Genomic DNA, 25150 nt, shown 5'->3' with positions numbered 1-25150 from the left:
TTTTTTGATCGATGTAAATAAATTCGAAAGTATGCAAATCGGTTTGGCTTCTCCTGAAAAAATCAGAAGCTGGTCTTATGGTGAAGTAAAAAAACCAGAAACCATTAACTACCGTACGTTAAAACCTGAACGCGAAGGGTTGTTTGACGAGCGTATTTTCGGTCCAACCAAAGACTGGGAATGTGCTTGCGGCAAATACAAACGGATCCGCTATAAAGGCATCGTTTGTGACCGTTGCGGCGTGGAAGTAACACGTTCAAAAGTGCGTCGTGAACGCATGGGACACATTGAACTAGCAGCACCAGTATCACACATTTGGTACTTCAAAGGCATTCCTTCACGGATGGGTCTTGTCTTAGACATGAGCCCACGTGCATTAGAAGAAATCATCTACTTTGCTTCATACGTAGTGATTGAACCAGGAAACACCAGCCTTGAGAAAAAACAACTATTGACTGAACGGGAATACCGTGAAAAACGTGACCAATACGGTCAAGAATTTTCAGCAGCAATGGGTGCCGAAGCCATCAAACAATTATTAGATGGCGTTGATCTTGAAGGCGAAGTTGCTGAATTAAAAGAAGAATTGAAAAACGCGACTGGTCAAAAACGGACCCGTGCGATCCGCCGTTTGGATATCTTAGAAGCATTCCGTGCTTCAGGAAACAAACCAAGCTGGATGGTTATGGACGTTATCCCAGTTATCCCGCCTGATTTGCGCCCAATGGTGCAATTAGAAGGTGGACGTTTTGCCACAAGTGACTTGAACGACTTGTATCGTCGAGTAATCAACCGTAACAACCGTTTGAAACGCTTGTTAGACTTGAATGCACCAAACATCATCGTTCAAAATGAAAAACGGATGCTGCAAGAAGCAGTTGATGCCTTGATCGATAACGGTCGTCGCGGCCGTCCAGTTGCAGGGCCAGGGAACCGCCCATTGAAATCTCTTTCTCACATGTTGAAAGGGAAACAAGGTCGTTTCCGTCAAAACTTGCTAGGAAAACGGGTCGACTACTCAGGTCGTTCAGTTATCGTCGTTGGTCCATTCCTTAAAATGTACCAATGTGGTCTGCCAAAAGAAATGGCGATCGAATTGTTCAAACCATTCGTGATGCGGGAGCTTGTTTCTCGTGAAATCGCGTCAAACATCAAAAATGCCAAACGCAAAATCGAACGTCAAGAAGACGAAGTTTGGGATGTTTTAGAAGATGTCATCAAAGAACATCCAGTGCTATTGAACCGGGCACCTACGCTTCACAGATTAGGTATCCAAGCATTTGAACCAGTCTTAGTTGAAGGCCGTGCCATTCGTTTGCACCCACTTGTTTGTGAAGCCTACAATGCCGATTTCGATGGAGACCAAATGGCCGTTCACGTACCATTGAACGAAGAAGCGCAAGCAGAAGCACGTATGCTGATGTTAGCAGCCCAAAACATTTTGAATCCAAAAGACGGAAAACCAGTTGTAACACCATCTCAGGATATGGTCCTAGGGAACTACTACTTGACGATGGAAGAAGAAGGCCGTGAAGGGGAAGGCATGATCTTCCGTGACATGGACGAAGCAGTTACGGCATGGCGCAATGGCTACGTGCATTTACACACACGGATCGCCATCAATCCAAACACTTTAGGGGACAAACCATTCACGTCTGAACAAAAACAACGCTTGATGGTAACAACGGTGGGTAAAGTGATCTTTAACTCGATCATGCCACCAGAATTCCCATTCTTGAACGAACCAACAGACTACAACTTGACGGTTCAAACACCAGACAAGTACTTTATTGAAGCTGGTACAGATGTGCCTGTCTTCATCAAAGAACAAGAGCTTGTTGGCCCATTCAAGAAGAAAAACTTAGGAAACATCATATCAGAAGTCTTCAAACGTTTCCGCATCACTGAAACGTCACGCATGCTTGACCGCATGAAAGACTTAGGATACAGCCATTCAACAATGGCGGGTATCACCGTTGGTATCGCTGATATCATGAACTTGCACGAAAAACATGAAATCATCGACAATGCCCACAAACAAGTTGAAACGATCACGAAACAATTCCGTCGTGGATTGATTACCGATGACGAGCGTTATGAACGAGTTATTGGTGTTTGGAATGCAGCCAAAGATGAAATTCAGTTAAAACTGATGGAATCATTGGAAGCGAAAAACCCAATCTTCATGATGTCTGATTCCGGTGCCCGTGGTAACATCTCCAACTTTACTCAGCTTGCTGGGATGCGTGGATTGATGGCCGCGCCTAACGGACGAATCATGGAGTTGCCGATCATCTCAAACTTCCGTGAAGGTCTATCTGTCTTGGAAATGTTTATCTCGACCCATGGTGCCCGTAAAGGGATGACCGATACCGCCTTGAAAACAGCCGATTCCGGTTACTTGACACGTCGTCTCGTTGACGTTGCCCAAGATGTCATCATCCGTGAAGACGATTGTGGTACTGACCGTGGTTTAGACATTCAAGCAATTCGCGAAGGAAACGAAATCATCGAATCCTTAGAAGAACGTTTGATTGGACGTTACACACGTAAATCAGTGATCCATCCTGAAACTGGCGAAGTCCTTCTAGGGGTCAATGAATTGATCACTGAAGATTTAGCTAAAGCCATCGTGGACGCTGGTATCGAAACAGTATCCATTCGCTCTGTCTTTACATGTAACACCAAACATGGTGTATGTAAACATTGTTATGGCCGCAACTTAGCTACTGGTTCTGAAGTTGAAGTTGGGGAAGCAGTCGGTACCATCGCTGCCCAATCAATCGGTGAACCTGGTACTCAGTTGACCATGCGTACCTTCCATACCGGCGGGGTTGCCGGAGACGATATCACGCAAGGTCTCCCTCGTGTCCAAGAAATCTTTGAAGCCCGTAATCCGAAAGGACAAGCGGTCATTACCGAAGTTACCGGAGAAGTCATCGATATCTCAGAAGACCCTTCAACTCGGACCAAAGAAGTGACTATCAAAGGGGAAACCGATACGCGTACGTATACCGTTCCTTATACTGCCCGGATGAAAGTAGCAGAAGGCGACTTTATCCATCGTGGTGCGCCATTGACGGAAGGTTCGATCGATCCAAAACAACTGTTACAAGTTCGCGATGTCTTGTCTGTTGAAAACTACCTATTACGGGAAGTTCAACGCGTTTACCGGATGCAAGGGGTAGAAATCGGCGACAAACATATCGAAGTAATGGTTCGTCAAATGCTGCGTAAAGTCCGCGTCATGGATCCAGGTGATTCAGGCATCTTGCCAGGAACATTGTTGGATATCGCCGACTTTAAAGACCGCAACTACGACACATTGGTAGCCGGCGGCGTTCCTGCAACTAGCCGTCCAGTCCTACTAGGGATCACGAAAGCATCTTTGGAAACCAACAGCTTCTTGTCTGCTGCGTCCTTCCAAGAAACCACTCGTGTGTTGACCGATGCAGCTATCCGCGGCAAGAAAGATCCACTTCTTGGATTGAAAGAAAATGTTATCATCGGTAAGATCATCCCAGCTGGTACTGGTATGCCTCGTTACCGTGAAATGGAACCAAAAGAAGTAACAGTTGCCAGCGAAAATGTCTACAGCATCTCAGACATCGAAGCACAAATGGCTGCTGAAGACGCATTGAATAGCCAAAACTAATCAATGCCCAGCACCTGATTGACTCAGTGTGACGGAAAAGCTTGTCATTCTTCGGAATGGCAAGCTTTTTTTGTTTAGCAAAAGGAAATATCACGAAAATGAATGCGCCCTTCTTTCATCCTAGAAAAGGGGCATTTGGGACGATTGATGAAAGCGTTATTTTTAAAATGTCCAAATCAATGGACATCGATTAAGAATTACTAGAGCCAAAGAAGGCTATAGTAAAGATACGGAGGGAGACAGTATGAAGCTGAGCAAGAGAGAAACACGTTTGATTGAGCAGTTTATGATACAGGGGATGAATTTGACCGCTAATGAACTAGCCACAGCTGCTAAGGTTTCAACAAAAACCATTTATCGGACGATCAAGCGGATCAATGAGGCTGCTGGTTCAGAAATCATTCAGTCTGAAATCGGCAAAGGATTTTGTTTGGATTATGAAGCGTATCTCAAAGGCACGATTGAAAATCAAGAAACGGATCAATATGATGAGCCGCTTGAGCGGCGTCATGCGATTGCACTGCATGTATTGTTTAAATCACCAAAGCGTTTAATGATCAAAGAGTTGTTCGCCCCTTACTATTTGAGTGAAGCAGTGATAAGTAGTGATATCAATCGACTTGCGGAATATTTTCAGTACTTTGAACTCCAGTTGATCCGATCCGATAAGAGAATTGCAGTGATTGGTACCGAAAAAAATATCCGTCGCTGTGTCAACGATCTCTTTACGAAGACTCATGTGTGGAATGAAGAAATGGTCACGCAAAAGTATCCCATCAATGCCTTTGATATCAACTTTATTACCTCCATTCTTGAATTTATTGAGCGAAAACTCGCGAACAGTATTGCGTATCCTTACAATATGAATATTTTCTCGCATCTGTATATTCTGATTTTACGAATGAGGGAAGGAGAAATTGACCGCGAAGAGATAATTGAGGGTTTAGATGAGGAAGAACAGCATCTGATTGAACAGCACCAAGAGTTTTATCAAATTGCCCAACAAGTGATTGAAAAAATCAATGCCTTTCTCGTGACGGAGCTACCAGAAAGTGAGGTATTTTATCTCTACCAGTATCTAGTGTCTTCCAGAGTGGAAAACAAACCCTTGGCAATGACCAATCTGACAAAAGAAGCCAGCGAAATCACGGAGTTTTTTACTAAGCAGATGGAAAAAGCACTGGGTATCAAATTGAACCAGCAAACAGACAAGACCAATCTACTTTGCCATATCCAGCCGATGCTCTATCGGCTAAAGAATAAAATTATCGTGAAAAATGGGCTGCTAAATGACATTCAACTAGAGTACCCAAGGATTTTTGAGCAAGTGGCACAAGTCAGCAAGGAAGTGGAGCAAACCTATGGAACGAATCCCATATCGGAAGACGAGATTGGTTTCTTGGTTCTGTATTTTGTGAAATTTAAAGTCATTCGTCGGCGCAGACAGCGAGTCTTAATTATGTGCAGCAGCGGCGTAGGGACTTCTGAACTGCTGAAAGTCAAAGTCCAACGGGCATTTCCAGAGTTGGATATCGTGGATGTGCTTTCCGCTCGTATGTACCGAAAGCATGCGCAAGACTATCAGGATATCGATCTGATCTTAACCACCATTAATTTGCCAGTAGAAACGAAGGTGCCGACGATTTTAGTCAATTCGGTATTTACCAAACAGGATGAAAAGCGAGTCAAACAACTATTAGGAGAGATGTAAAGATGAAAAACGAAAGCCAAACGATCCAAGCGTTCAGTATCGCAGATGTAATCAATCCCAATCTTATCAAGATGGAAATGGAAGCGAATTCAAAAGAAGAAGCGATCACTGAACTGTCTGAACTTTTATACGAAAACCAAATAATTACCGATCTAGCAGGGTTCACCCAAGATGTCTTTGCCCGAGAAGCAGAAGGAATGACCGGTATCGGACATGGCTTAGCAATCCCACATGGAAAGTCAGACAGTGTGAAAAAGACCTCTTTAGTGATCGGAAAAACCAAGCGTCCGCTTGAATGGGAGTCGATCGATGAAGCGCCCGTTCAAGTAATTATCTTGTTTGCAGTCAAAAATACCGATGCCAATACGATGCATATCAAGCTGCTGCAAAAGGTAGCGATGCTACTAGCGGATGAATCGTTTATTGATCGTCTCGTTGCGTCAGGGACCAAGGATCAAATGATGGCCTTGCTTGCAAAAGATCCAATGGCAGAAAACTAAGAAAGGGGGAGAAGAGATGAAAATCGTTGGTGTAGCTGCTTGTACTTCAGGAATCGCTCATACGTATATCGCTAAGCAAAAAATCGAAACAGCTGCGAAAGAACTTGGTCATGAAGTCCATATCGAAACCCAAGGAACCATCGGGACGGAAAGTGAATTGACGGAAGCCGCTATTCAAGCAGCCGATGTCGTCATTATTGCGGCAGATATCAAAATTGGCGGCAGAGACCGTTTTGAAGGCAAGCGAATAGTAGAAATTCCAACTAGTATGGTGATCAAAGCGCCTAAGCGTTTGCTTGAAACAATTGAAGAAAAATTAAATCAGGGATGAATCAATAAATGTTCTGACAATTCAAATTTAAAGGGGGATGAAACAAATGATGAAACAGCTGCAGTTGAAAAAACATGCCTTAACCGCCATCTCGTATATGCTGCCGGTCGTTGTAACAGCCGGACTTTTGATCGCTATCGGAAATCTTGCCAACGGCACGGTCATTGAAAATTACGATGCTGCCTATACGATCCCGGATGCACTGGTCTCGCTGGGTGTTTTAGGGATGGGGCTACTGGCGCCAGTGATCGCTGCCGCGATCGCCTATTCCATTGCCGATCGTCCAGGAATCGCTCCGGGTCTGTTTATGGGACTGATTGCCAATGCGATTGGCGCAGGCTTTTTAGGGGGAATGTTAGGAGGCTATCTCGCAGGTTATCTGGTCTTATTCTTAGTAAAAAACCTTAAAGTACCACGTTGGGCACAAGGTCTGATGCCAATGATGATCGTACCGGTCTTGTCGACACTGATCGTCGGTGCTTTGATGTTCTTCGTCATCGGTGTACCGATCGTGTGGGCTACGGAGGCGTTGACTACCTTCTTAACGAATCTGCAAGGCTCGGGAAATTTCTTATTTGGCGCGATTGTCGGTGGCATGGCTGCCTTTGATTTTGGCGGACCCGTCAACAAAGTCGCCTCGCTATTTGCTGATGGTCTATTACTGGAAGGCATTCAAGAACCCGAAGCCGTGAAAATTTTAGCCTCAATGGTGCCGCCCTTTGGTGTTACGATCTCTTGGGTCCTCTCTCGTCTCTTACGCCGGCCCAAATATTCTACGGAAGAAGAAGACAACATCAAGATCGCTTTTCCAATGGGCCTTTGTATGATTACAGAAGGAGTGATCCCGATCGCTGCCGTCGACCCGTTTCGCGTCATTTTTTCTTGTACGGTCGGAGCAGCCGTCGGCGGTGGTCTAAGCATGGTTTGGGGCGTCGGTTCACCAGTGCCATCTGGTGGGGTCTTCATCATTCCTGCCATGACGGATCCACTGAAATTTACCATCGCACTCCTGATTGGTTCTGCCATCACCGGTGTTTTGCTGTTTGCATTGAAAAAGGCACCCGTGGAAATGCCGATCATGGAAGAGGAAGAAGACATTGACTTTTCGTCGATTGAAATTTCCTAAAAAAAGGAGCGAAGAAGATGTATGTATCAATGAAAGAGATGCTGCAAAAAGCCAATCGAGAAAACTATGCGGTTATGGCCATCAATTGTTTCAACCTGGAAACCGCTAAAGCAGTGATCGATGCAGCTGCAGAATCACATGCACCCATCATCGTGGATTTGCTGCAAGACCATTTAAAGACCCATCTAGATCATCGTTACTTAACCCAGCCGATCATTCGAATGGCGGAAAATGCCAATGTGGAGGTTGCCATCAATCTGGATCACGGACAGGATATCGCCTTCGTCAAACAATGTCTCCATGAAGGGTTCTCAAGCGTCATGATGGATGCCTCTATGCATCCTTTAGAAAAAAACATCGCCATCACCAAAGAGATCGTACAGTTTGCGCAAGCCTATAATGCCAGTGTCGAAGCAGAAGTTGGGGACATGGGAGCAGTGGCTGGGGATCAGTTTACTAGCGATGGGATGTATACCGATCCAGAGGAAGCCATCCATTTTATTCGAGCAACCGGGGTCGACTGTCTCGCCCTTTCTTACGGCTCCAGTCATGGGGATTATCCAGCAGGATATCGCCCGGCATTTCGCTTTGACATCGTTCAAACAATCAAAGAAGCCACTGACCTACCGCTGGTTTTGCATGGCGGCTCGGGAGCCGGCAGTGAAAATATCTTGCGTTCCGTGGCATTAGGGATCAATAAGATCAATGTAGGGGCTGATTTTATGAAAGCCCAGAGAAATGCCCTGCACCAACAGCTGAATGCTTGTCCGGAAAGCGATTATCCGACCCTGGTCCACCAAACCATCGAAGCAGGAAAAGCAGTCGTCAAAGAGTATATCGAATTATCTGGATCAAAAAACAAATCACTTTAAAAAGATTGGAGCACACTTATATGTTGATCAATATGAAACAATTACTGACCGTTGCCAAAGAAAATCAATTTGCCGTTGGTGCCTTTAACGTCGCAGACAGTAACTTCTTACGCGTCGTTATCGAAGCAGCGGAAGAAAACGATGCACCAGCCATCATTGCGATCCACCCAACAGAATTGGCCTTTACAAAGGATGAATTTTTCCACTATGCAGTTTCCAGAGCGAAAAACAGTTCTGTGCCGATCGTGATCCATATGGATCATGGCGACAGTCTGGCGAGTATCATGCGGGCGATCCATTGCGGGTTCAGCTCAGTGATGATTGATGGGTCGTTGCTGCCTTTTGAAGAAAATATTGCTCTGACAAAACAGATTACCGAGATTTGCCATCCGATTGGGGTTTCTGTCGAAGGCGAGCTGGGAACGATCGGTAATACCGGAACCTCCGTTGAAGGGGGCGTCTCCGAAGTGATTTATACTCGTCCAGAAGATGCACAAGAATTCATTGAGAAGACAGGCATTGACACTCTGGCAGTTGCGATTGGAACTGCCCATGGTATTTATCCGAAAGATATCAAACCGGAATTAAAAATGGATGTCTTACAAGAAATCAAAGATCGTGTCGATATCCCATTGGTGTTGCATGGCGGATCGGCCAATCCCGATGAAGAAATCGCTCAGGCAGTGGCAATCGGTATCCAAAAAGTAAATATCTCCTCTGATTATAAATACGCCTTTTACAAAAAATGCCGTCAAATTTTAGCTGAAACAGAATTATGGGATCCAAATGCTATTTACCCAGAATGCATTGAGGCAGCCAAAACAGTGGTTACGCAAAAAATGTCCCTCTTCAATGCAATTGGGAAAGCAGCTCTGTATCGCCAGCAAAATATCCAGCCATGGCGTAGTGAACAAAACTAAACAGCAAACAAATAATGGAAACACCCTCGAAAATCGCTAAATTGCGGCTTTTCAAGGGTGTTTTTTTTATTGCGCATTATTTTCTTGCAGCATACGAATCCCCTTTTCCTGAACCTGCCGAGCGATAAACGCCAAATCATTCGAAGTCAGGTTGATGTCTGCATAATGAAATAAGTTTTTTCTGCAGGAGGGGGTCAGATTGCCGATGATCAAATCATAAGTCTCGTCCAGTCTGGTCAGAGAAAACGAGTCCAGAGGATTTAAAATCGTGATGGTTAGCTGATAAGGAATAAACTGTTGGATTTTCGTTTGGATAAATTCCGTATGGTAACTATTCGTATCATAAAACAAAGCTAAGCGAAAGCCAGCATTGGCATCGATGATTTCTTTAGCGAAATTTGGGAAAGATATATGGAAAATATAAATCAGGTAATTGATCGTACTTGGTCGAATGATCGGTAAATTTGAATGGGTCAAAAGGTGAACGATGTCTCGATTGACTGCCTGTTGGACCAAATCACAGTTGTTGACAAAACGAGCAAAGCGATCATCCAAGATGCAGTAAGGAACGCGCAAGTTGATCCCAAGAAAATAAGAAAAGACCACAGCGTCGAGTTTCTCTTCAAAGTCGGCTTCATGATAGTTGTACTTTTTAAATATACGTTTGGTCATTTGATAAAACTCTTGTTTGGTCTTACGAAAGACGTTGGGGTCTTGACCAATATGGGTCGTGACATAACCGACCATTTTCTCGACGTAGGCCCGACTGTAGCCGGTAAATTCGCTCAAATCGATTTTCTCTAAGAAATATTCGACGTGGTTTCCATTGGGGTTGGAGGCGTATAGGCGATCGCGCTTCGTGTTGATATAGATCACAAAAGCGATTTTTTTGATGTCGGAAAAATAAAGCTTTAAGGGCGTCGCTGCCGCCATGATACGGGCGATTTTCAAAAAATCCTGTTCTTGGTTGATGTTGGCATCCACAAATTCATACTGGTACTTTTCTAAGAAGAAAATCAGAAAAAACTGGCGAATGTTGTGTTCATTTCCTTTTAACTGGATGGGTTTGGTCGCGATGAAGAAATCATATGGTGCCAGAACCATGTTGATCCTCTTGATCAAACGAATGATCGACGATTTGCTTAAATTTAATTCTAGAGCCAACATATCATAACTAGTGAAACTTGATGAGAAGAGTAGTTCCAATAATTGAAATGCAGAAGAGCGAGTCAAAAACTGGCTGTATACGTCTAGCCGAGTAGCAAAGGGATGCAAGTGGAGACGAACAGCTGAATAATCGTCAAATTGTAAGTCCAGAAACGAAAATTCATTGTCGATTTCCGCGATATAGGTTTTCGCTGCAGACATTGAAATGGAAAATTTTACTGCCAAATCGTGAAGACTCGTTCCCTGATCGTCTAATAAATACTCAATCAGCTGTAGTTTCTTTTGTGTCGTAGATGATAACAATTTCCGTAACATGATTCCCCCTGAGCCCCCTTTTAAGTAAATAGTATCACGTTTTTACATGTATTCAAAAAAATTGCGTGTTGTATTTTTTTTGAATACATCCCACCCCAAAATTTTGGGAAAATAGAAGTGTGGAATAGTAGTAATACGTTTGATACAAGTAGCAAAGACCAAAATTTTTGAATCATGGGGAGGAGGCAAAAAGCAGTTGTTTGTTGGGATATCTTGCTCACTGTTGAACAATGTTATTCGTCGAGCGCTTCCGAGATCAATTGAAAAAATTTCAATAAAAAGGAATGAACAATTATGAAAAAACAATTTTCTATCTATATATGTTTGCTAGTCTTGCTTGGATCCATTTTTTGTGAACCAACGATCATACTAGCAGAAGCAATCAACGCAACTGATAGTACCGAAAGAACGGCTGAAACGCTGGAAAGTACCGAACCTGAGACGGGAACGATCGATACGGAAAAAGCACCTACGGATTCATCGACAGCGGGAGCAGTTCAGTCAGAAATGAGTCAAGCAGAAGAAGAACAAGCAACCGTCCCTAGTGAAAGTCAAGCAACCCAAGCATCTTCGACACTGAATCAAAACAGCATTCAACCCCGAGCACCAGATACTGAAGCGGAAACGGAAGCTTCTACTACCGCTGAGAATCTTAGTGCCAACCTAAACGAACGGGGAGTACAACTTTTTGACAATGTCCGAATTACTGACTTAAACGATCAACCCTTCACTGCCGAAAATCCACCGATGTATAACGGCAACATCAAAATTCATTTTGACTGGTCGTTAGCAGATACGGAAGAAATTCGCGCTGGCGATTATTATACGTATCAATTACCGGAATATTTTGCTATTCATAACACCGTTAGCGGCGAATTGACCCGTTCTGGCGGGCAATCGATCGGAACCTTTACCTTAGCACTCGATGGCACGTTGACTGTTACTTTTAACGAAGCGGCACAAACACTTTCCAACCGCTCAGGGACTATCGATCTAATTACGGAATTAAGTGTGAGCACTGTCACCGAAGAAGTGACGATTCATACTGGGATCTACGATGAAGATGGCCATGAGATCATCATTACATTGCCTATTTATGAAGTCGACATCATTAAGACTGGTAACGTGACTTCCAGCGGTTCAGTGGTTTGGGAAATTATTTTTAACCAAACCAGTCGTGAATTGCATGATGTGGTGATCACCGATAAAATGCCTCAAGGTTTGTCTTATAGTACTTCGACAGGCTACTTGTACGATGAAGCCACCGAGGAGTGGGTTCGTACCGATGGCTTATATACCTTTAACAGCGTCAACAACACGTTTACCTTCAATCAAACGGTTAATCAACCGGTTCGAATCGTCATCAATAGTGCAGTCACCGATCCAACGGCTTCTTCTTTCAAAAACACGGCAACAATCAACGGCAGCGATTTTACAGAAAAAACTGCAGAAGCAACGGTTACTTACGATGAGCAATCGGAATACAAACGGTTCAAAGGCTATGATCAAGAAACGAAACGAGCATCATGGGAAATTTCCGTCACATTGGACAAAGACCAAGCCAGAGTTTTGGATCAGACCTATTCAGGAACGGATCCTGAAAAAGCCCTACACTTTTTTGTTCCAGAGACTTTGGTGATCACTGACAAAGATGGTAACTCGATCCCAACAGAAGATTGGTCCTTTGATGGGACGTACCAGCTGGATAAAGAGGGGGAAATCGTCCGCTTTGGTATCACGTTTGCCAAAGCTGGTTACTACAAGATCCAATACGATACCCAGTTGTATGAATCTGTTCTAGCTGATACTCGTATTTACAACTACGCTTCGATCCGCGACAATCAAAATAGCTCGTTGACGGGCAGTGGGACAGTGACGCCAACCAAAACGATCGGTGTCGTGAAAACAGCTGGCACCAAAGACTATGAAACGAAGACTGTCGCATGGAAAATTGATGCCAATACCAATCAGCAAAAAGTTAGCGACCTGATTATAGAAGACCGCTATCAATTGATCTCTGGCGCAAACAGTAGTGCGTTAGCTTTATTGGCGGATACGCTAGTAGTGACAGCCAGCGGCGTGACCGAGCCTTTAGAGCTCAATACCGACTATACGCTAGAGCTAATCACAGAAACGAAAACACTAGCCGATGGCTCAACGAAGGAACTTGAGACTGGTTTTCGGATCAAGCTGCAAGGGGCGTACCAAACGACCTCGGCAACGATCACGGTTAATTTCAAAACTAGCTTCGATGTTTCACAGCAGATCGCATTAGGAAGTTCTAGCAGTCGTTTTAGTAATGCAGCGTTTGTCCATTATAAAGATGAAGCCGGCAATACGTTCACGGAAGCCTCTGAATCCAATACTTGGATGGATACCAACTGGTTAAAAAATGCCTTGAAATACGGCCTATTTATTGGTGAAGGGGAAGATGTCGCCAAAGCGATTACTGCCGTATTAGGTCGGAACTTAGGAACTATTTTTGATGAGCAGACCGCCTCTAGCGATCAAGTCTATTGGATGGGGCTATTCAATACGTACAAAGAAAAAATCAACAAAGATGCAATCATCACGGACCAGCTGCAAGAAGGCCAAACCTTGAAAGACTTGTCGCTTTACACGGTCACAGTAACTGGGTATACGACACAAGTCAGAGCACTAAAAGAGCAATTGGTGCTAAACGAGGATTACAGTTACACCTATGACCCTGACACGAAGAAAGTTACGATCACCTTGCTGAAAGAAACGTCAGAAACACTGGCGGTCTTCTTGGCAACGGAAGCAGCGGAAGATGTATTTACCTACAAAAATACTATTACATTGACGGACAATGACACAACGTTGACTGCCGATGGCCAAGCCGATAAGTCGGCGAAAACGGACTGGTTGATGAAAAACGGTAGTCAGAATGCCGACAACAATCGGTTAATCGATTGGGAAATCATGATCAACGCTGACAGTCGCAAAATCCACAATGCGGTGGTCACCGATACCATCAACTACAATCAACACACCTTTTTACGAGATGCCGACGATGCCGTGATCGTAGATGTGTATGAAGCGGTCTTAAACAATGGCACGTGGGAAAAAGGAGAAAAAGTCACCTTCACCAACGAGGACAATCCGAAAATCACCTCGGATGTGGCAGCAGGGACGCAATCGTTAGTGATCGCTTTTGAAGAAATGATTGATAACCCATACTTTATCGTTTATCAAACACAGCTTGATCCTGGGATTTTGAACAATGAACGGGTGGCCAACAGTGTCAATTTGACGGGTAGTGAGATCGAGATTCACACAGTGACCAAAGAAATCACTATCAAATCGACAGATGGCAGCGGAACGTCTTCTGGGACGAACGGCTCTTTGACGATCATGAAATACGATGCAGACGGCACCAAAGAACGAGGGATCGATAAAGAAGCGGTTTTCCAATTAAGCCGCAAAAATGCGCAAAATACCTATGAAGTCATCTTGTCGAATCTGGTGGTCAAAAACAATCAGATCATGGAAAACGGCAACGCCATTGATCGGATCGACAATCTGCGTTACGGCGATTATATGATCCAAGAAATCACCGCACCGGAAGGATACGAACGAGATGCGACTCAGTACACCTTCACTATTTCTGATAAGCAAGTCAATTATGTCTTTGAACTAGCCAACAAGCGGGAAATCAAAGAAACGACCCACGCCTTGAATGTTCAGAAGCTGCTTGATGGGCGCGAGCTAAAAGACGGCGAATTTACGTTCCAACTAGTGGATGAAACTGGCTCTGTGATTCTAACCCAAACCAATGACGGCAACGGTCAAGTTGCCTTTGACGCCATCACTTACAACGAGCCTGGCGAATACCACTACACGATTCGGGAAAAAGCCGGCGATGATCCAACCATCACCTATAGCGACAAAGAACTAAAGGTAACCGTGACCGTCACTGAAGAAGATAGCCAGTTGATTGCGAAAGCAGTCTATGAAGGCAATCAAGTCTTCGAAAATGACTATACGCCAAAAGCCGGTAGTGTCGTTTTGAATGCTGAGAAAGTGCTGATCGGTCGTGATTTGAAAGCAGAAGAATTTGACTTCGAATTAGTCAATGAAGCAGGAACTGTACTTCAAACAAAAGCCAATGATGCCACTGGCAAGATCTACTTTGACGCGCTCCCTTACGAGGAAGCCGGTGAGTATCACTACACCATCCGTGAGAAAGCAGGAACTGACGGTACCATCACTTACGATGCAAAAGAACTAGCGGTAGTCGTGACCGTCACCGATGAAGACGGACAATTGACCGCAGTGGCGGAATATGAAGGCAACCAAGTCTTTGAAAATGACTATACACCAAAAGACGGCGGAGTGGTGCTGAATGCTGAGAAAGTATTGACCGGTCGCACGCTGGAAGCCAACGAGTTTGCCTTTGAGCTGGTAGATGAAGAAGGCAATGTACTTCAAACAAAAGCCAATAACGCAACCGGACAAATCTACTTCGATGAATTGACATATGGCGAAGTCGGCGAATACCGCTACACGATTCGAGAAAAAGCTGACGCAGATAGTACCATTACCTATGACATGAAAGAAATTGGCGTTGTCGTGAAAGTAACCGATGAAGACGGGCAACTAGTGGCAAAAGCAACATATGATGGCAATACAATCTTTGAAAATGACTATACGCCAAAAGACGGCGGAGTGGTGCTGAATGCTGAGAAAGTATTGACCGGCCGCACGCTGGAAGCCAACGAATTTGCCTTTGAACTGGTAGATGAAGAAGGCAACGTACTCCAAACAAAAGCCAATGACGCAACCGGACAAATCTACTTCGATGAATTAATGTATGACAAAGACGGCGAATACCGCTACACGATTCGAGAAAAAGCTGACGCAGATAGTACCATTACCTATGACATGAAAGAAATTGGCGTTGTCGTGAAAGTAACCGATGAAGACGGGCAACTAGTGGCAAAAGCAACGTATGATGGCAATGCGATCTTTGAAAACGACTATCAACCAAAAGCTGGTAGTGTCGTACTGAGTGCCGAAAAAGTCTTGATCGGTCGTACGGTACAAGCAAATGAATTCGATTTTGAACTAGTCGATGAAGATGGAACTGTTCTTCAAACAAAAGCCAATGATGCAACCGGACAAATCTACTTTGACGCTCTCGCCTATGAGGAAGCTGGCGAATACCGCTATACCATCCGTGAGCAAGCAGGAACTGACGGCACCATCACTTACGATACGAGAGAACTGGCAGTAGTCGTTACCGTCACTGATGAAGACGGACAGTTGACCGCAGTGGCAGAATACGAAGGCAACCAAGTCTTTGAAAACAGCTACCAACCAAAAGCCGGCAGTGTTGTACTAAGTGCCGAGAAAGTATTGACCGGTCGTACGCTACAAGCAAATGAATTCGACTTTGAACTAGTCGATGAAGAAGGGAACATTCTTCAAACAAAAGCCAATGATGCAACTGGCAAGATCTACTTTGACGCGCTCCCTTACGAAGAAACAGGTGAGTACCACTACACCATTCGTGAGAAAATAGACAGCGATGGCACTATCACGTACGATACAAAAGAACTAGCGGTAGTCGTGACCGTCACCGATGAAGACGGACAGTTGACCGCAGTGGCAGAATACGAAGGCAACCAAGTCTTTGAAAACAGCTATCAACCAAAGGCTGGTAGTGTCGTATTGAATGCCGAGAAAGTCTTAACTGGTCGTACACTACAAGCAAATGAATTCGATTTTGAACTAGTCGATGAAGACGAAACTGTACTTCAGACAAAAGCCAATGATGCAACCGGACAAATCTACTTTGACGCTCTCGCCTATGATGAAACAGGTGAGTACCACTACACTATTCGTGAGAAAGCAGGAACTGACGGTACCATCACCTACGATGCGAAAGAACTGGCAGTAGTCGTAACGGTCACCGATGAAGCCGGACAGTTGACTGCAGTGGCGGAATATGAAGACAATCAAGTCTTTGAAAACAGCTACCAGCCACAAGCAGGCAGTGTCGTACTAAGTGCTAAGAAAGTCTTGACGGGTAGAGACTTGCAAGCCAACGAATTCATATTTGAATTAGTGGATGAAGCTGGAAAGGTTCTGCAAACCCAACGCAATGACGCAAATGGAACGATTACCTTTGATGCATTGACGTATGACGATGCTGGGGAACATCGTTACACGATTCGTGAAAAAGCTGGCAACGACGCAACGATCATCTATGATGAAACCACCTATCAAGTAACGGTCACAGTCAAAGATCAAGCAGGAAAATTAGTAGCTGAAGCGGAGCAAACGGCAGACATGGTATTCAACAACCGTGTCAAAGAAGGCAAAACAACGAAACCGGGAACTGGCAACTTACCGAAAACCAATGACACCACGACCGCTGATTGGGTCGTCTTGGGACTGTTGTTAGTAGTAATTGCAGTGGGCATCTACCTTGATCGCAAAAAACGGACGCCGTTATCATAGGCAGGGGAAGCAACAGAGCAGAAAGAGAAAGCGGGATGAGGCCAACTTGTCCCGCTTTTTCCTGCCCTATTTTTCTTCACTTCAAAGAAAAAAAGCGTCAAAAGTATGAAACGCTAGGAAGCGAACAATCAGCAAACCAAGACTCAAGAAGGGAACGAAGGGCAACTGCGCCAATCGTTTCTTCCAGATGCCTTGATAGCTAAAAAAAGCGAGGAGACCAAGACTGCTGGCTACCAGTAAGAGGGTTAAAAGGGTCGTTGGCGCTAGCCAAATGCTCCAACCTGCCAGCACTAAGAGATCGCCACCGCCCATTTTTTCCTGCCAGACAAAAAAGACCAGTGGAACCAGCAAGCCTAAAGACAGCCATTGAAAAGAAGCGCCGCTTCTAAGCTGTGCCAGCGCTAGCAGTAGGTGGGCGGGGTACAGCAGTTGTGGGTAGACGCTATAGTCTATCAAGTCGGTCAAGCTGAGTAAAAAGGCACTGGTCAGCCAGACAAAAGTCAGGAAGCTTTCTGAATCATGAAAGGCAACCCCGCAAAGTCCGCCATAGCACAAGCAGACGATGGCCCAATAAAGCAGGGGTAAAAGCCATCTTGTAGGAAGGCGAAAAAACCAATGGTTACCCGAAACTTTGTTCACCTTCTGGTAATGAGAACGAGAATCACTTTTTAGTGGATTCCAAAACAGGGTATGTAAGAGCAAAAGCCAAAAGAAGCCGAGTAAAGCGCCTAAAAAAAACACGAAAATCGTCATTTTTCGTACCCCCTTATAAAGAAATACGTAAGAGAGTGAGAAATTTTCTCAAATAGATGATTTTGTTGTACTTTTTATTTGTTTCGTATTATCCTTAAAATAGATAATTTAGAGGAGGAATCGTTATGAAATTTGAACAAACAAAAGAAGTATTAAACCAACTTGTTGCTGATTTAAGCCAAATGGCTATGGTCGTTCACCAAACACACTGGTACATGCGTGGACCTGGCTTTTTGACATTGCATCCAATGATGGACGAATTCATGGATGATCTAAATGAGCAATTGGATGAAGTTTCTGAACGCTTGATTACATTAGACGGTTCACCATATTCAACTTTGCGTGAAATGGCAGAACACACTCAAATCCCTGATGAAGTCGGCAACTGGGACCGCACGATTCCAGAACGCTTAGCTACATTGGTGGAAGGCTACCGTTACTTAGCGGACTTATACCAAAAAGGGATCGAAGTATCTGGTGAAGAAGGCGACGACCCAACCCAAGATATCTTCATCGGCTTCAAAACAGCCATCGAAAAACGTATTTGGATGATCCAAGCGCACTTAGGCGAAGCGCCATTGATCGATCCAGCGAAATCTCGCGTACGTCATTAATCAACAAAAAAACCAGCGAAGAATTTTCTTCGCTGGTTTTTTACTTGCTTGCTAATAACCCTTTGGCGGCTTCAATTTGCTGTGCCACTTGATCAAAACCGGTGCCGCCATAAGAATGACGATTTTTGACGGCGGTATAGGAGTCAAGTTTTTCAAAAATATCGCTGTCGATGGCAGGATGGATCGCTTGGTAGTCTTCCAAGGAAACATCTTGCAGATAGATGCCGTTGCTCAAACACTCACTGACGAGCTTGCCGACGATCTCATGGGCTTGTCTGAAAGGCACACCTTTGCCGGCTAAGTAATCCGCTAATTCTGTTGCGTTGGAAAAATCCTTTTCAGTGGATTCTTGCATCCGTGCTTGATTGACCTTCATCGTTGCGATCATGCCCGTCATGATCTGCAAGCTTTTCGTGATGGTTTCGGCACTGTCAAACATGCCTTCTTTGTCTTCTTGGAAATCTTTGTTGTACGCCAGCGGCAAACCCTTCATGACCGTCAAAAGACCAAAGAGGTTCCCATAGACACGTCCTGTTTTTCCACGGATCAGCTCCGCCATGTCAGGGTTTTTCTTTTGAGGCATGATGGAGCTGCCGGTGGAGAAGGTATCGGTCAGTTCCACGAATTGGTACTCGTGGCTGCACCAAAGAATCAGCTCTTCACAAAAACGAGACAGATGCATCATCAATAAAGAGGCGTTGCTTAAAAATTCCAAGATAAAATCACGATCGCTGACCGCATCTAGGCTGTTGCTGTAAATATTGCTAAACCCTAACTCTTGAGCGGTGAAATCACGATCGATAGGGAAGGTAGTTCCTGCTAAAGCGGCACTGCCTAAAGGCATCACATCGATGCGACTCAAACTCTCACTGAAACGCTCTTGGTCACGCGTCAGCATACTGTAATAGGCTAAGAGGTGATGGGCAAAAGAAATCGGCTGTGCATGTTGCAGATGGGTATAACCAGGCATGATGGTGTAGATGTTGGCTTCGGCTTGTAAAACCAGCGCTTCTCGCAACTCAGCGATCAAAGTGATCACGTCTTGCACGACTTCTTTCAAATACAAATGCATATCGGTCGCCACTTGGTCATTACGACTACGGGCAGTATGCAATTTGCCTGCCACTGGTCCAATCAATTCATGCAAGAATGTCTCGATGTTTAAATGGATGTCCTCATTTTCAATCGTGAAGGTCAACTCGCCAGCGGCTAATTGCTGCTGAATCGTGGTCAAGCCGCCAATGATCGCTTCGCCATCGGTTTGACTGATGATGCCCGTATGGACCAGCATTTTGACATGTGCCAAACTGCCAAGAATGTCTTGTTTTGCTAACTTTTGATCAAACGTGATGGAAGCCCCAAAAGCATCGATCCATGCTTCGTTTTTCCCATCGAAACGTCCGCCCCATAATTTTGCCATATTCTCACCTCAAAAAAGATTACGGCTGAAGCGGCAGCTTCAGCCGTGCATACTTAAATCAATGTTTCTGTTAGTTGCTGTTGTGCTTGGATCTCAGCGTGCACTTTGCTTGGCAGTCCCCATAATTTGATGAAGCCGATGGCCGCATGCTGATCAAAGGTATCTGCAGACGTATACGTTGCTAAGTTTTCATCGTACAGGCTGTTTTCAGATTTCCGTCCTTCACAAATGACGTTGCCTTTGAACAATTTCAAACGCACGATCCCGTTGACATAGACTTGCGTGCTTTTCAGGAAGGTAATCAAGGCTTCCGTCAATGGATTGAACCAAAGACCATCATAGATGACTTGCGCTAATTGCTGCTCGATGATTGGTTTGAAATGCGCCAATTCCCGAACAAAGACCAAATCTTCCAATTCTTTATGAGCCGTCATCAAAGCGATCGCTCCTGGACATTCATAAACTTCCCGTGATTTGATTCCCACCAGACGATTTTCGATATGGTCGATCCGACCAACGCCATGCTCGCCAGCCACCCGGTTCAGTTTCATGATCAATTCTGCTAGATTCATCGTTTCGCCATCAATGGCGGTCGGTACCCCTTGATCAAAGGTGATCTCAACGATCGTTGGTACGTCAGGAGTATCTTCTAATTCTTGCGTGATGGCGTAGGCCCCTTTTGGCGGCGTTGCCCAAGGATCTTCTAAGACGCCACACTCACAGGCACGTCCCCACAAGTTTTGATCGATAGAATACGGATTGTCCAAATCAGCGGGAATCGGCACTCCTTTTTCAGCCGCATAGGCAATCTCTTCTTCCCGGGACCATTTCCATTCCCGAACTGGTGCGATGACTTTCAAGTGAGGCGCTAAAGCAGCGATCGCCACTTCAAACCGAACTTGGTCGTTGCCTTTACCAGTACAGCCGTGGGCGACGGTCGTTGCGCCAGTTGCTAATGCCAACTCCACCAATTTCTTGGCGATCAATGGACGAGACAAAGCGGAAACAAGAGGATAAGAATTTTCATAAAAAGTATTGCCTTGTAAAGCGATCAAAGCAAAATCTTGGGCGAATTCTTCGCGGGCATCGATGGCATAAGATTCAATCGCGCCAACTGCCAACGCTTTGTCTTTAATGGATTGGGTGTCGCGACCTTCACCGATATCTAGGCAGCAAGCCACCACATCATATCCTTGGTCCGTTAACCATTTAATTGAAACGGAGGTATCTAATCCTCCAGAATAGGCCAATATTACTTTTTCTTTCATACTTATTAACTCCTTTTCCGCGTGTTTTCAAGTGATTGAAGCTATCTTATCAGAATAAAAATAATAAATCAAGGGTAAAATTAAATATTTATACATAAAAGTGGTGATTATCAGGTTTTTATACTATTATCGGTGATTGAGGAAAAGAAGTGGATGCTCACTTCGTTAATGAAAGTTTATACATAATATTCATTTTTGTATTCAGTTTGAGAAGTCTGCAACAACAAGTTTCGTTTTTCAGAGAAAATGGCAGAAAATGAATGGAGAAAATTTTCAAAAAGAGGCGGAATTACGTTGACATTAGGCTTTATAGAAGGTATTATGTTATATGGTATTGTTTGCCCCACAAGAGCCCCGGAAACTCAAGTGTATGTCAAACATTCGTGAAATTGAATTGGAGGAAAAAATTGTGCGTACAACATATATGGCCAAACCAGGCGAAGTAGAACGTAAATGGTACGTAGTAGATGCAACAGATGTTCCTATGGGTCGTCTTTCAGCAGTAGTAGCATCTGTCTTACGTGGTAAAAATAAACCAACATTCACACCTCATGTGGATACAGGCGATTTCGTAATCGTCATTAATGCAGAAAAAATCAAATTAACAGGTAACAAAGCAAGCGATAAAATTTATTACCGTCACTCAAACTTCCCAGGAGGATTGAAATCAGTCTCTGCTGGAGAATTACGTGCTAAAAATTCTCGTCGTTTGATCGAAACTTCTGTAAAAGGCATGCTTCCTAAAAACACTTTAGGCCGTAAACAAGGAATGAAACTTCATGTTTATGCTGGCGCTGAACACCCACATGCTGCACAACAACCAGAAGTATTGGACATCACAAACTTAATCTAATAGGAGGGAATTTCATTGGCACAAGCTCAATATATCGGCACTGGCCGTCGTAAAAATGCAGTAGCCCGCGTACGTTTAGTACCAGGTACTGGTAAAATTACTGTTAACAAAAAAGATGTTGAAGAATACATCCCACACGCAGACTTGCGTGAAGTAATCAACCAACCATTCGGCGTTACAGAAACTAAAGGTTCATACGATGTTTTTGTAAACGTAAATGGTGGTGGATACGCTGGACAATCAGGTGCAATCCGTCACGGTATCGCACGCGCATTGTTACAAGTTGATCCTGATTTCCGTTTAGCTCTTAAACGTGCTGGCTTACTTACTCGTGACGCACGTATGGTTGAACGTAAAAAACCAGGTCTTAAGAAAGCTCGTAAAGCTTCACAGTTTTCAAAACGTTAATCGTTGGTATACCAATGATTTTAAGCACTTTTCGATTTTTCGAGAGGTGCTTTTTATTTAGGATCTTGGAAAAGAGTTTGAAATTTTTTTGTCAGAGCGAAATCACAAAATATTTAGTAAAATTATGTTGAAAATCAGGCGTAATGTATGGACTACTCAGACTGACTATATAAAGTGTGAAATTCTGAGTGATAAATTTGTAGACTATATTACTTTATTTATGATGAAAGAATATTACTTCTTTTCGATCAGTATACATATTATTTTGGGACTATTTTAAGATAACCCTAAACTTGTTTGTTTTAGTCTTGCGTAACATTAAAGTTCTGTTAGTAAGATTTCATTAAATAGCATATATATTTTTTGTTTTATATAGTCGACATTACTAATCAATCACTAAAAAAGATCAGATTTAATATCATATTGTATACGTAATTCTATTAATTTTCTTTTTTTTATGTAATTTAATTGTATTAAGTATAGGCAATACTTATATTTACTTTTGGTATTCTTAAATAAGAAGGTGGGAGTTTATGTCTATAGATTTCTTTGGAGAAAAGTTGAAAGCGATTCGCAAGTTAAAGCGTCTTACACAACAACAGTTAGCACACAGATTAAATGTTAGTAAAGGAACTGTATCTGCGTATGAACAAGGATTGTCACACCCTTCAATCGAAACACTTGTAAGAATCTGTGAGGTATTAGACACATCTTCAGATTATTTACTTGGAATATCTGATGAATTATCTTTTAAAATGGGGGGCTTGTCAGAGAAGCAAATGGAAAGTGTTTTACAATTTGTAGCTCTGATCGAGCAAGCAAACGCAATTGTAGATAAAAAATAATTTTGTGAGTTTTTAAACAAATCATTATTTATATTACTTAAAGAATATACGAAAGAGGAGTTATGTATGGTTAAATCGATTTTACTAGATCCAAGAGATATTGCATTAGATATGAAAAATCCTAGATTCTCTCTTTTCAATTTTAAAAATGAAAAAGAGGTTATTGATTATCTTTATGAGTATGAAGATATTAAAACTTTAGCACTTCAAATAATTAGAAATGGATATATCTCACTAGGAGAGAGAGTAATTGTTCTTGAATCTTCGAAAAAGGAGAGAACTAAATATATTGCCTTGGAAGGAAATAGAAGAATTGCGGCTTTGAAAATAATATTTAATGAGACAAATCGTTTTAGTAGTGCTGATAGAAAGAAAATTGAAAAATTAAATGTTAAAGATTTTTTTGTCGCTTGTGATATTGTAGATGAAAAAGAGGAGGACGAAGCAAGATTTAAAATTACAGCTAAACATATTGACGGAATAAAAGCATGGAATCCCACTGATAAAAGAGTATTTTATGACAACTTATATACTCAATATAGAAATAATGGCATTTCTAGCAAAAGTGCTTTAAAAGCAATAGAAAAAGTAACTCCTGAAACACAAACAAAAATAAAAAATGCTTTAAGAAGGCATAGATTTCTATCTATAATTTATGATGAGACAAAAATTAATTATCCCCAGTTGGGGTATTTATCTCATTTAGACAGCGATGTTCTTACATCAAGAGTACAGCAAAGAATCAAAGAAACTTTGGGATTACTAGAAGATGAGGATTTCTTTTTAAAAAGTAAAGAAGGAAAAGAAGATGAATTTAAAGCAATACTAAAATCATTAGGGGAAGCAACTTGGATAAATAAAACTTTAAATACGAGGACATTTGGTACACAAAATATGTGGGAAAACATATTAGAAGAAGATGTAGTAATACCTGGATTGAGTGATCTTATCCAAAGCTATTTTCAAACAAAAGAATCTCGTAAAGTAGCAACACCTGGAACAGATAAAGTGTCAGAAACAGACGAGGATGAGTCTTATCAAAAAAAATCTGGTCAAAATACAAACGAAGATGAAAAAGAAAAGAAACCTCAGAATGGTAGAAATCCAGATTCTGACAAGTCGTCAGACGGACAAGAGGATGTTGAAAGAAAATACAAAATGTTTATATCCAAACAAAGCATAGAGGTTGAGAGTTTAGACTATGATTTATTACAAAACATTGATATCTTAGATGAGAATAGTAATCATATTTCCAAAAATAGTTCTATATTTAAAAGTGTTATTTTCAAGGCAGAAGATAATAATATCGCAATAAAAGGAACTCGAATAATGGATTTATCAGAAAATGGTAGATATAAAATAAAAGTTGAATTTTTTGATGTTGAAAAATCATTTTCTCTTTTTTTAAAGATACCAAGAAAAAGAAAACAAACAAAAGAGCATAATGATTTGTTTTCTAATAAATGGTTTGATGATTCTGTGGCTTTGTTATCTTCTAAAGAGGAGTACGCAAACATTGTTTCTGTATTAAAATGCTTAAGTGAAAATAAGGATATATCAAAAAATAGTGATAATTTCGTTATGCTATCTTTCTTGATTAGAATACTAGTTGAATATTCTTCAAAAGCTTATTGGGACAAGTATAGATCTGGTCAAAATACACCTAGTACTCTTACAACATATATTAGCAACATCTCGACAGATTTATATAATAAAAAGATAATTAATAAAGAAGAGAAAAAATCATTTTCAAATGGGAACGATTTGGAAACTCTAAATGGTCAAATACATGATTATAAATCAAATATTAGTTCAATTTCTATTGAGACAATTTTTAAATCCTATAAGATCTATCTTGATAAATTATTTTTAGAATTAAATAAGTAAGTAACTTTGATATGGAGAT

The 25150-nt window shown here is 42.6% G+C and carries 17 protein-coding genes; 13 read left to right on the top strand and 4 right to left on the bottom strand.

From position 1 onward, the window contains the following. Positions 1 to 4 precede the first annotated feature (4 nt). The 7 genes from rpoC to IGK85_RS16105 all read left to right on the top strand — a co-directional run bounded on the left by rpoC (position 5) and on the right by IGK85_RS16105 (position 9115). A complete protein-coding gene (rpoC, locus tag IGK85_RS16135; protein WP_008381748.1) occupies positions 5 to 3655 on the top strand; it encodes a DNA-directed RNA polymerase subunit beta' in 3651 nt (1216 codons plus the stop codon). Positions 3656 to 3899: 244 nt separating this feature from the next. Next, positions 3900 to 5366, top strand: coding sequence for a BglG family transcription antiterminator (locus IGK85_RS16130; protein WP_008381750.1), 1467 nt, complete (start codon positions 3900 to 3902; stop codon positions 5364 to 5366). Positions 5367 to 5368: 2 nt separating this feature from the next. Continuing rightward, positions 5369 to 5866, top strand: coding sequence for a PTS sugar transporter subunit IIA (locus IGK85_RS16125; RefSeq protein ID WP_008381751.1), 498 nt, complete (start codon positions 5369 to 5371; stop codon positions 5864 to 5866). 16 nt (positions 5867 to 5882) lie between these two features. Then, entirely contained in the window at positions 5883 to 6197 is a 315-nt protein-coding gene (locus tag IGK85_RS16120; RefSeq protein WP_005230357.1) for a PTS fructose transporter subunit IIB, read from the top strand. 46 nt (positions 6198 to 6243) lie between these two features. Beyond that, positions 6244 to 7323, top strand: coding sequence for a PTS fructose transporter subunit IIC (locus IGK85_RS16115; RefSeq protein WP_008381752.1), 1080 nt, complete (start codon positions 6244 to 6246; stop codon positions 7321 to 7323). Positions 7324 to 7340: 17 nt separating this feature from the next. Further along, on the top strand, positions 7341 to 8195 hold the full coding sequence (locus tag IGK85_RS16110) for a class II fructose-bisphosphate aldolase (RefSeq protein ID WP_008381753.1): 855 nt from the start codon (positions 7341 to 7343) through the stop codon (positions 8193 to 8195). A gap of 20 nt (positions 8196 to 8215) precedes the next feature. Then, complete coding sequence (locus IGK85_RS16105; RefSeq protein WP_008381754.1) at positions 8216 to 9115, top strand: ketose-bisphosphate aldolase; 900 nt, start codon at positions 8216 to 8218, stop codon at positions 9113 to 9115. Between the two features lie 66 nt (positions 9116 to 9181). Here the strand turns inward: IGK85_RS16105 and IGK85_RS16100 are convergent, their stop codons facing one another. Continuing rightward, positions 9182 to 10597 (bottom strand): helix-turn-helix domain-containing protein, encoded by a 1416-nt coding sequence (locus IGK85_RS16100; RefSeq protein WP_008381755.1) that lies wholly within the window; start codon positions 10595 to 10597, stop codon positions 9182 to 9184. Positions 10598 to 10891: 294 nt separating this feature from the next. Here IGK85_RS16100 and IGK85_RS16095 point away from each other — a divergent pair, with 294 nt between their 5' ends. Further along, a complete protein-coding gene (locus IGK85_RS16095; RefSeq protein WP_429972328.1) occupies positions 10892 to 17083 on the top strand; it encodes a Spy0128 family protein in 6192 nt (2063 codons plus the stop codon). An 81-nt stretch (positions 17084 to 17164) separates the two neighbouring features. Here IGK85_RS16095 and IGK85_RS16090 read toward each other — a convergent pair whose 3' ends face one another. Continuing rightward, positions 17165 to 17836 carry a prepilin peptidase gene (locus tag IGK85_RS16090; RefSeq protein WP_008381757.1) on the bottom strand — a complete coding sequence of 224 codons (672 nt, stop codon included), beginning with the start codon at positions 17834 to 17836 and terminating at the stop codon, positions 17165 to 17167. 125 nt (positions 17837 to 17961) lie between these two features. On the opposite strand from IGK85_RS16090, the gene IGK85_RS16085 reads away from it, so the two are divergent. Continuing rightward, a complete protein-coding gene (locus IGK85_RS16085; RefSeq protein ID WP_005230382.1) occupies positions 17962 to 18450 on the top strand; it encodes a Dps family protein in 489 nt (162 codons plus the stop codon). Between the two features lie 40 nt (positions 18451 to 18490). On the opposite strand, the gene argH is transcribed toward IGK85_RS16085, so the two are convergent. Further along, positions 18491 to 19870 (bottom strand): argininosuccinate lyase, encoded by a 1380-nt coding sequence (argH, locus tag IGK85_RS16080; protein WP_008381761.1) that lies wholly within the window; start codon positions 19868 to 19870, stop codon positions 18491 to 18493. Between the two features lie 53 nt (positions 19871 to 19923). Then, positions 19924 to 21138: an argininosuccinate synthase gene (locus tag IGK85_RS16075; protein WP_005230386.1), complete on the bottom strand. Its 1215-nt coding sequence runs from the start codon at positions 21136 to 21138 to the stop codon at positions 19924 to 19926. 406 nt (positions 21139 to 21544) lie between these two features. Here IGK85_RS16075 and rplM point away from each other — a divergent pair, with 406 nt between their 5' ends. The 4 genes from rplM to IGK85_RS16055 all read left to right on the top strand — a co-directional run bounded on the left by rplM (position 21545) and on the right by IGK85_RS16055 (position 25131). Next, on the top strand, positions 21545 to 21991 hold the full coding sequence (gene rplM / locus IGK85_RS16070) for a 50S ribosomal protein L13 (RefSeq protein WP_301280258.1): 447 nt from the start codon (positions 21545 to 21547) through the stop codon (positions 21989 to 21991). A gap of 15 nt (positions 21992 to 22006) precedes the next feature. Further along, positions 22007 to 22399 carry a 30S ribosomal protein S9 gene (rpsI, locus tag IGK85_RS16065; RefSeq protein WP_003128901.1) on the top strand — a complete coding sequence of 131 codons (393 nt, stop codon included), beginning with the start codon at positions 22007 to 22009 and terminating at the stop codon, positions 22397 to 22399. Between the two features lie 533 nt (positions 22400 to 22932). Continuing rightward, positions 22933 to 23244, top strand: a complete 312-nt coding sequence (locus IGK85_RS16060; RefSeq protein WP_008381769.1) for a helix-turn-helix domain-containing protein — start codon at positions 22933 to 22935, stop codon at positions 23242 to 23244. A gap of 66 nt (positions 23245 to 23310) precedes the next feature. Beyond that, positions 23311 to 25131 (top strand): hypothetical protein, encoded by a 1821-nt coding sequence (locus IGK85_RS16055; RefSeq protein ID WP_008381772.1) that lies wholly within the window; start codon positions 23311 to 23313, stop codon positions 25129 to 25131. The last annotated feature ends 19 nt before the right edge of the window (positions 25132 to 25150 follow it).

The sequence above is a fragment of the Enterococcus sp. AZ015 genome (genome assembly GCF_050499225.1).
GTDB classification, from domain to species: Bacteria; Bacillota; Bacilli; order Lactobacillales; family Enterococcaceae; genus Enterococcus_D; species Enterococcus_D entomosocium.
This window is presented reverse-complemented; position numbering and strand designations above follow the sequence as displayed.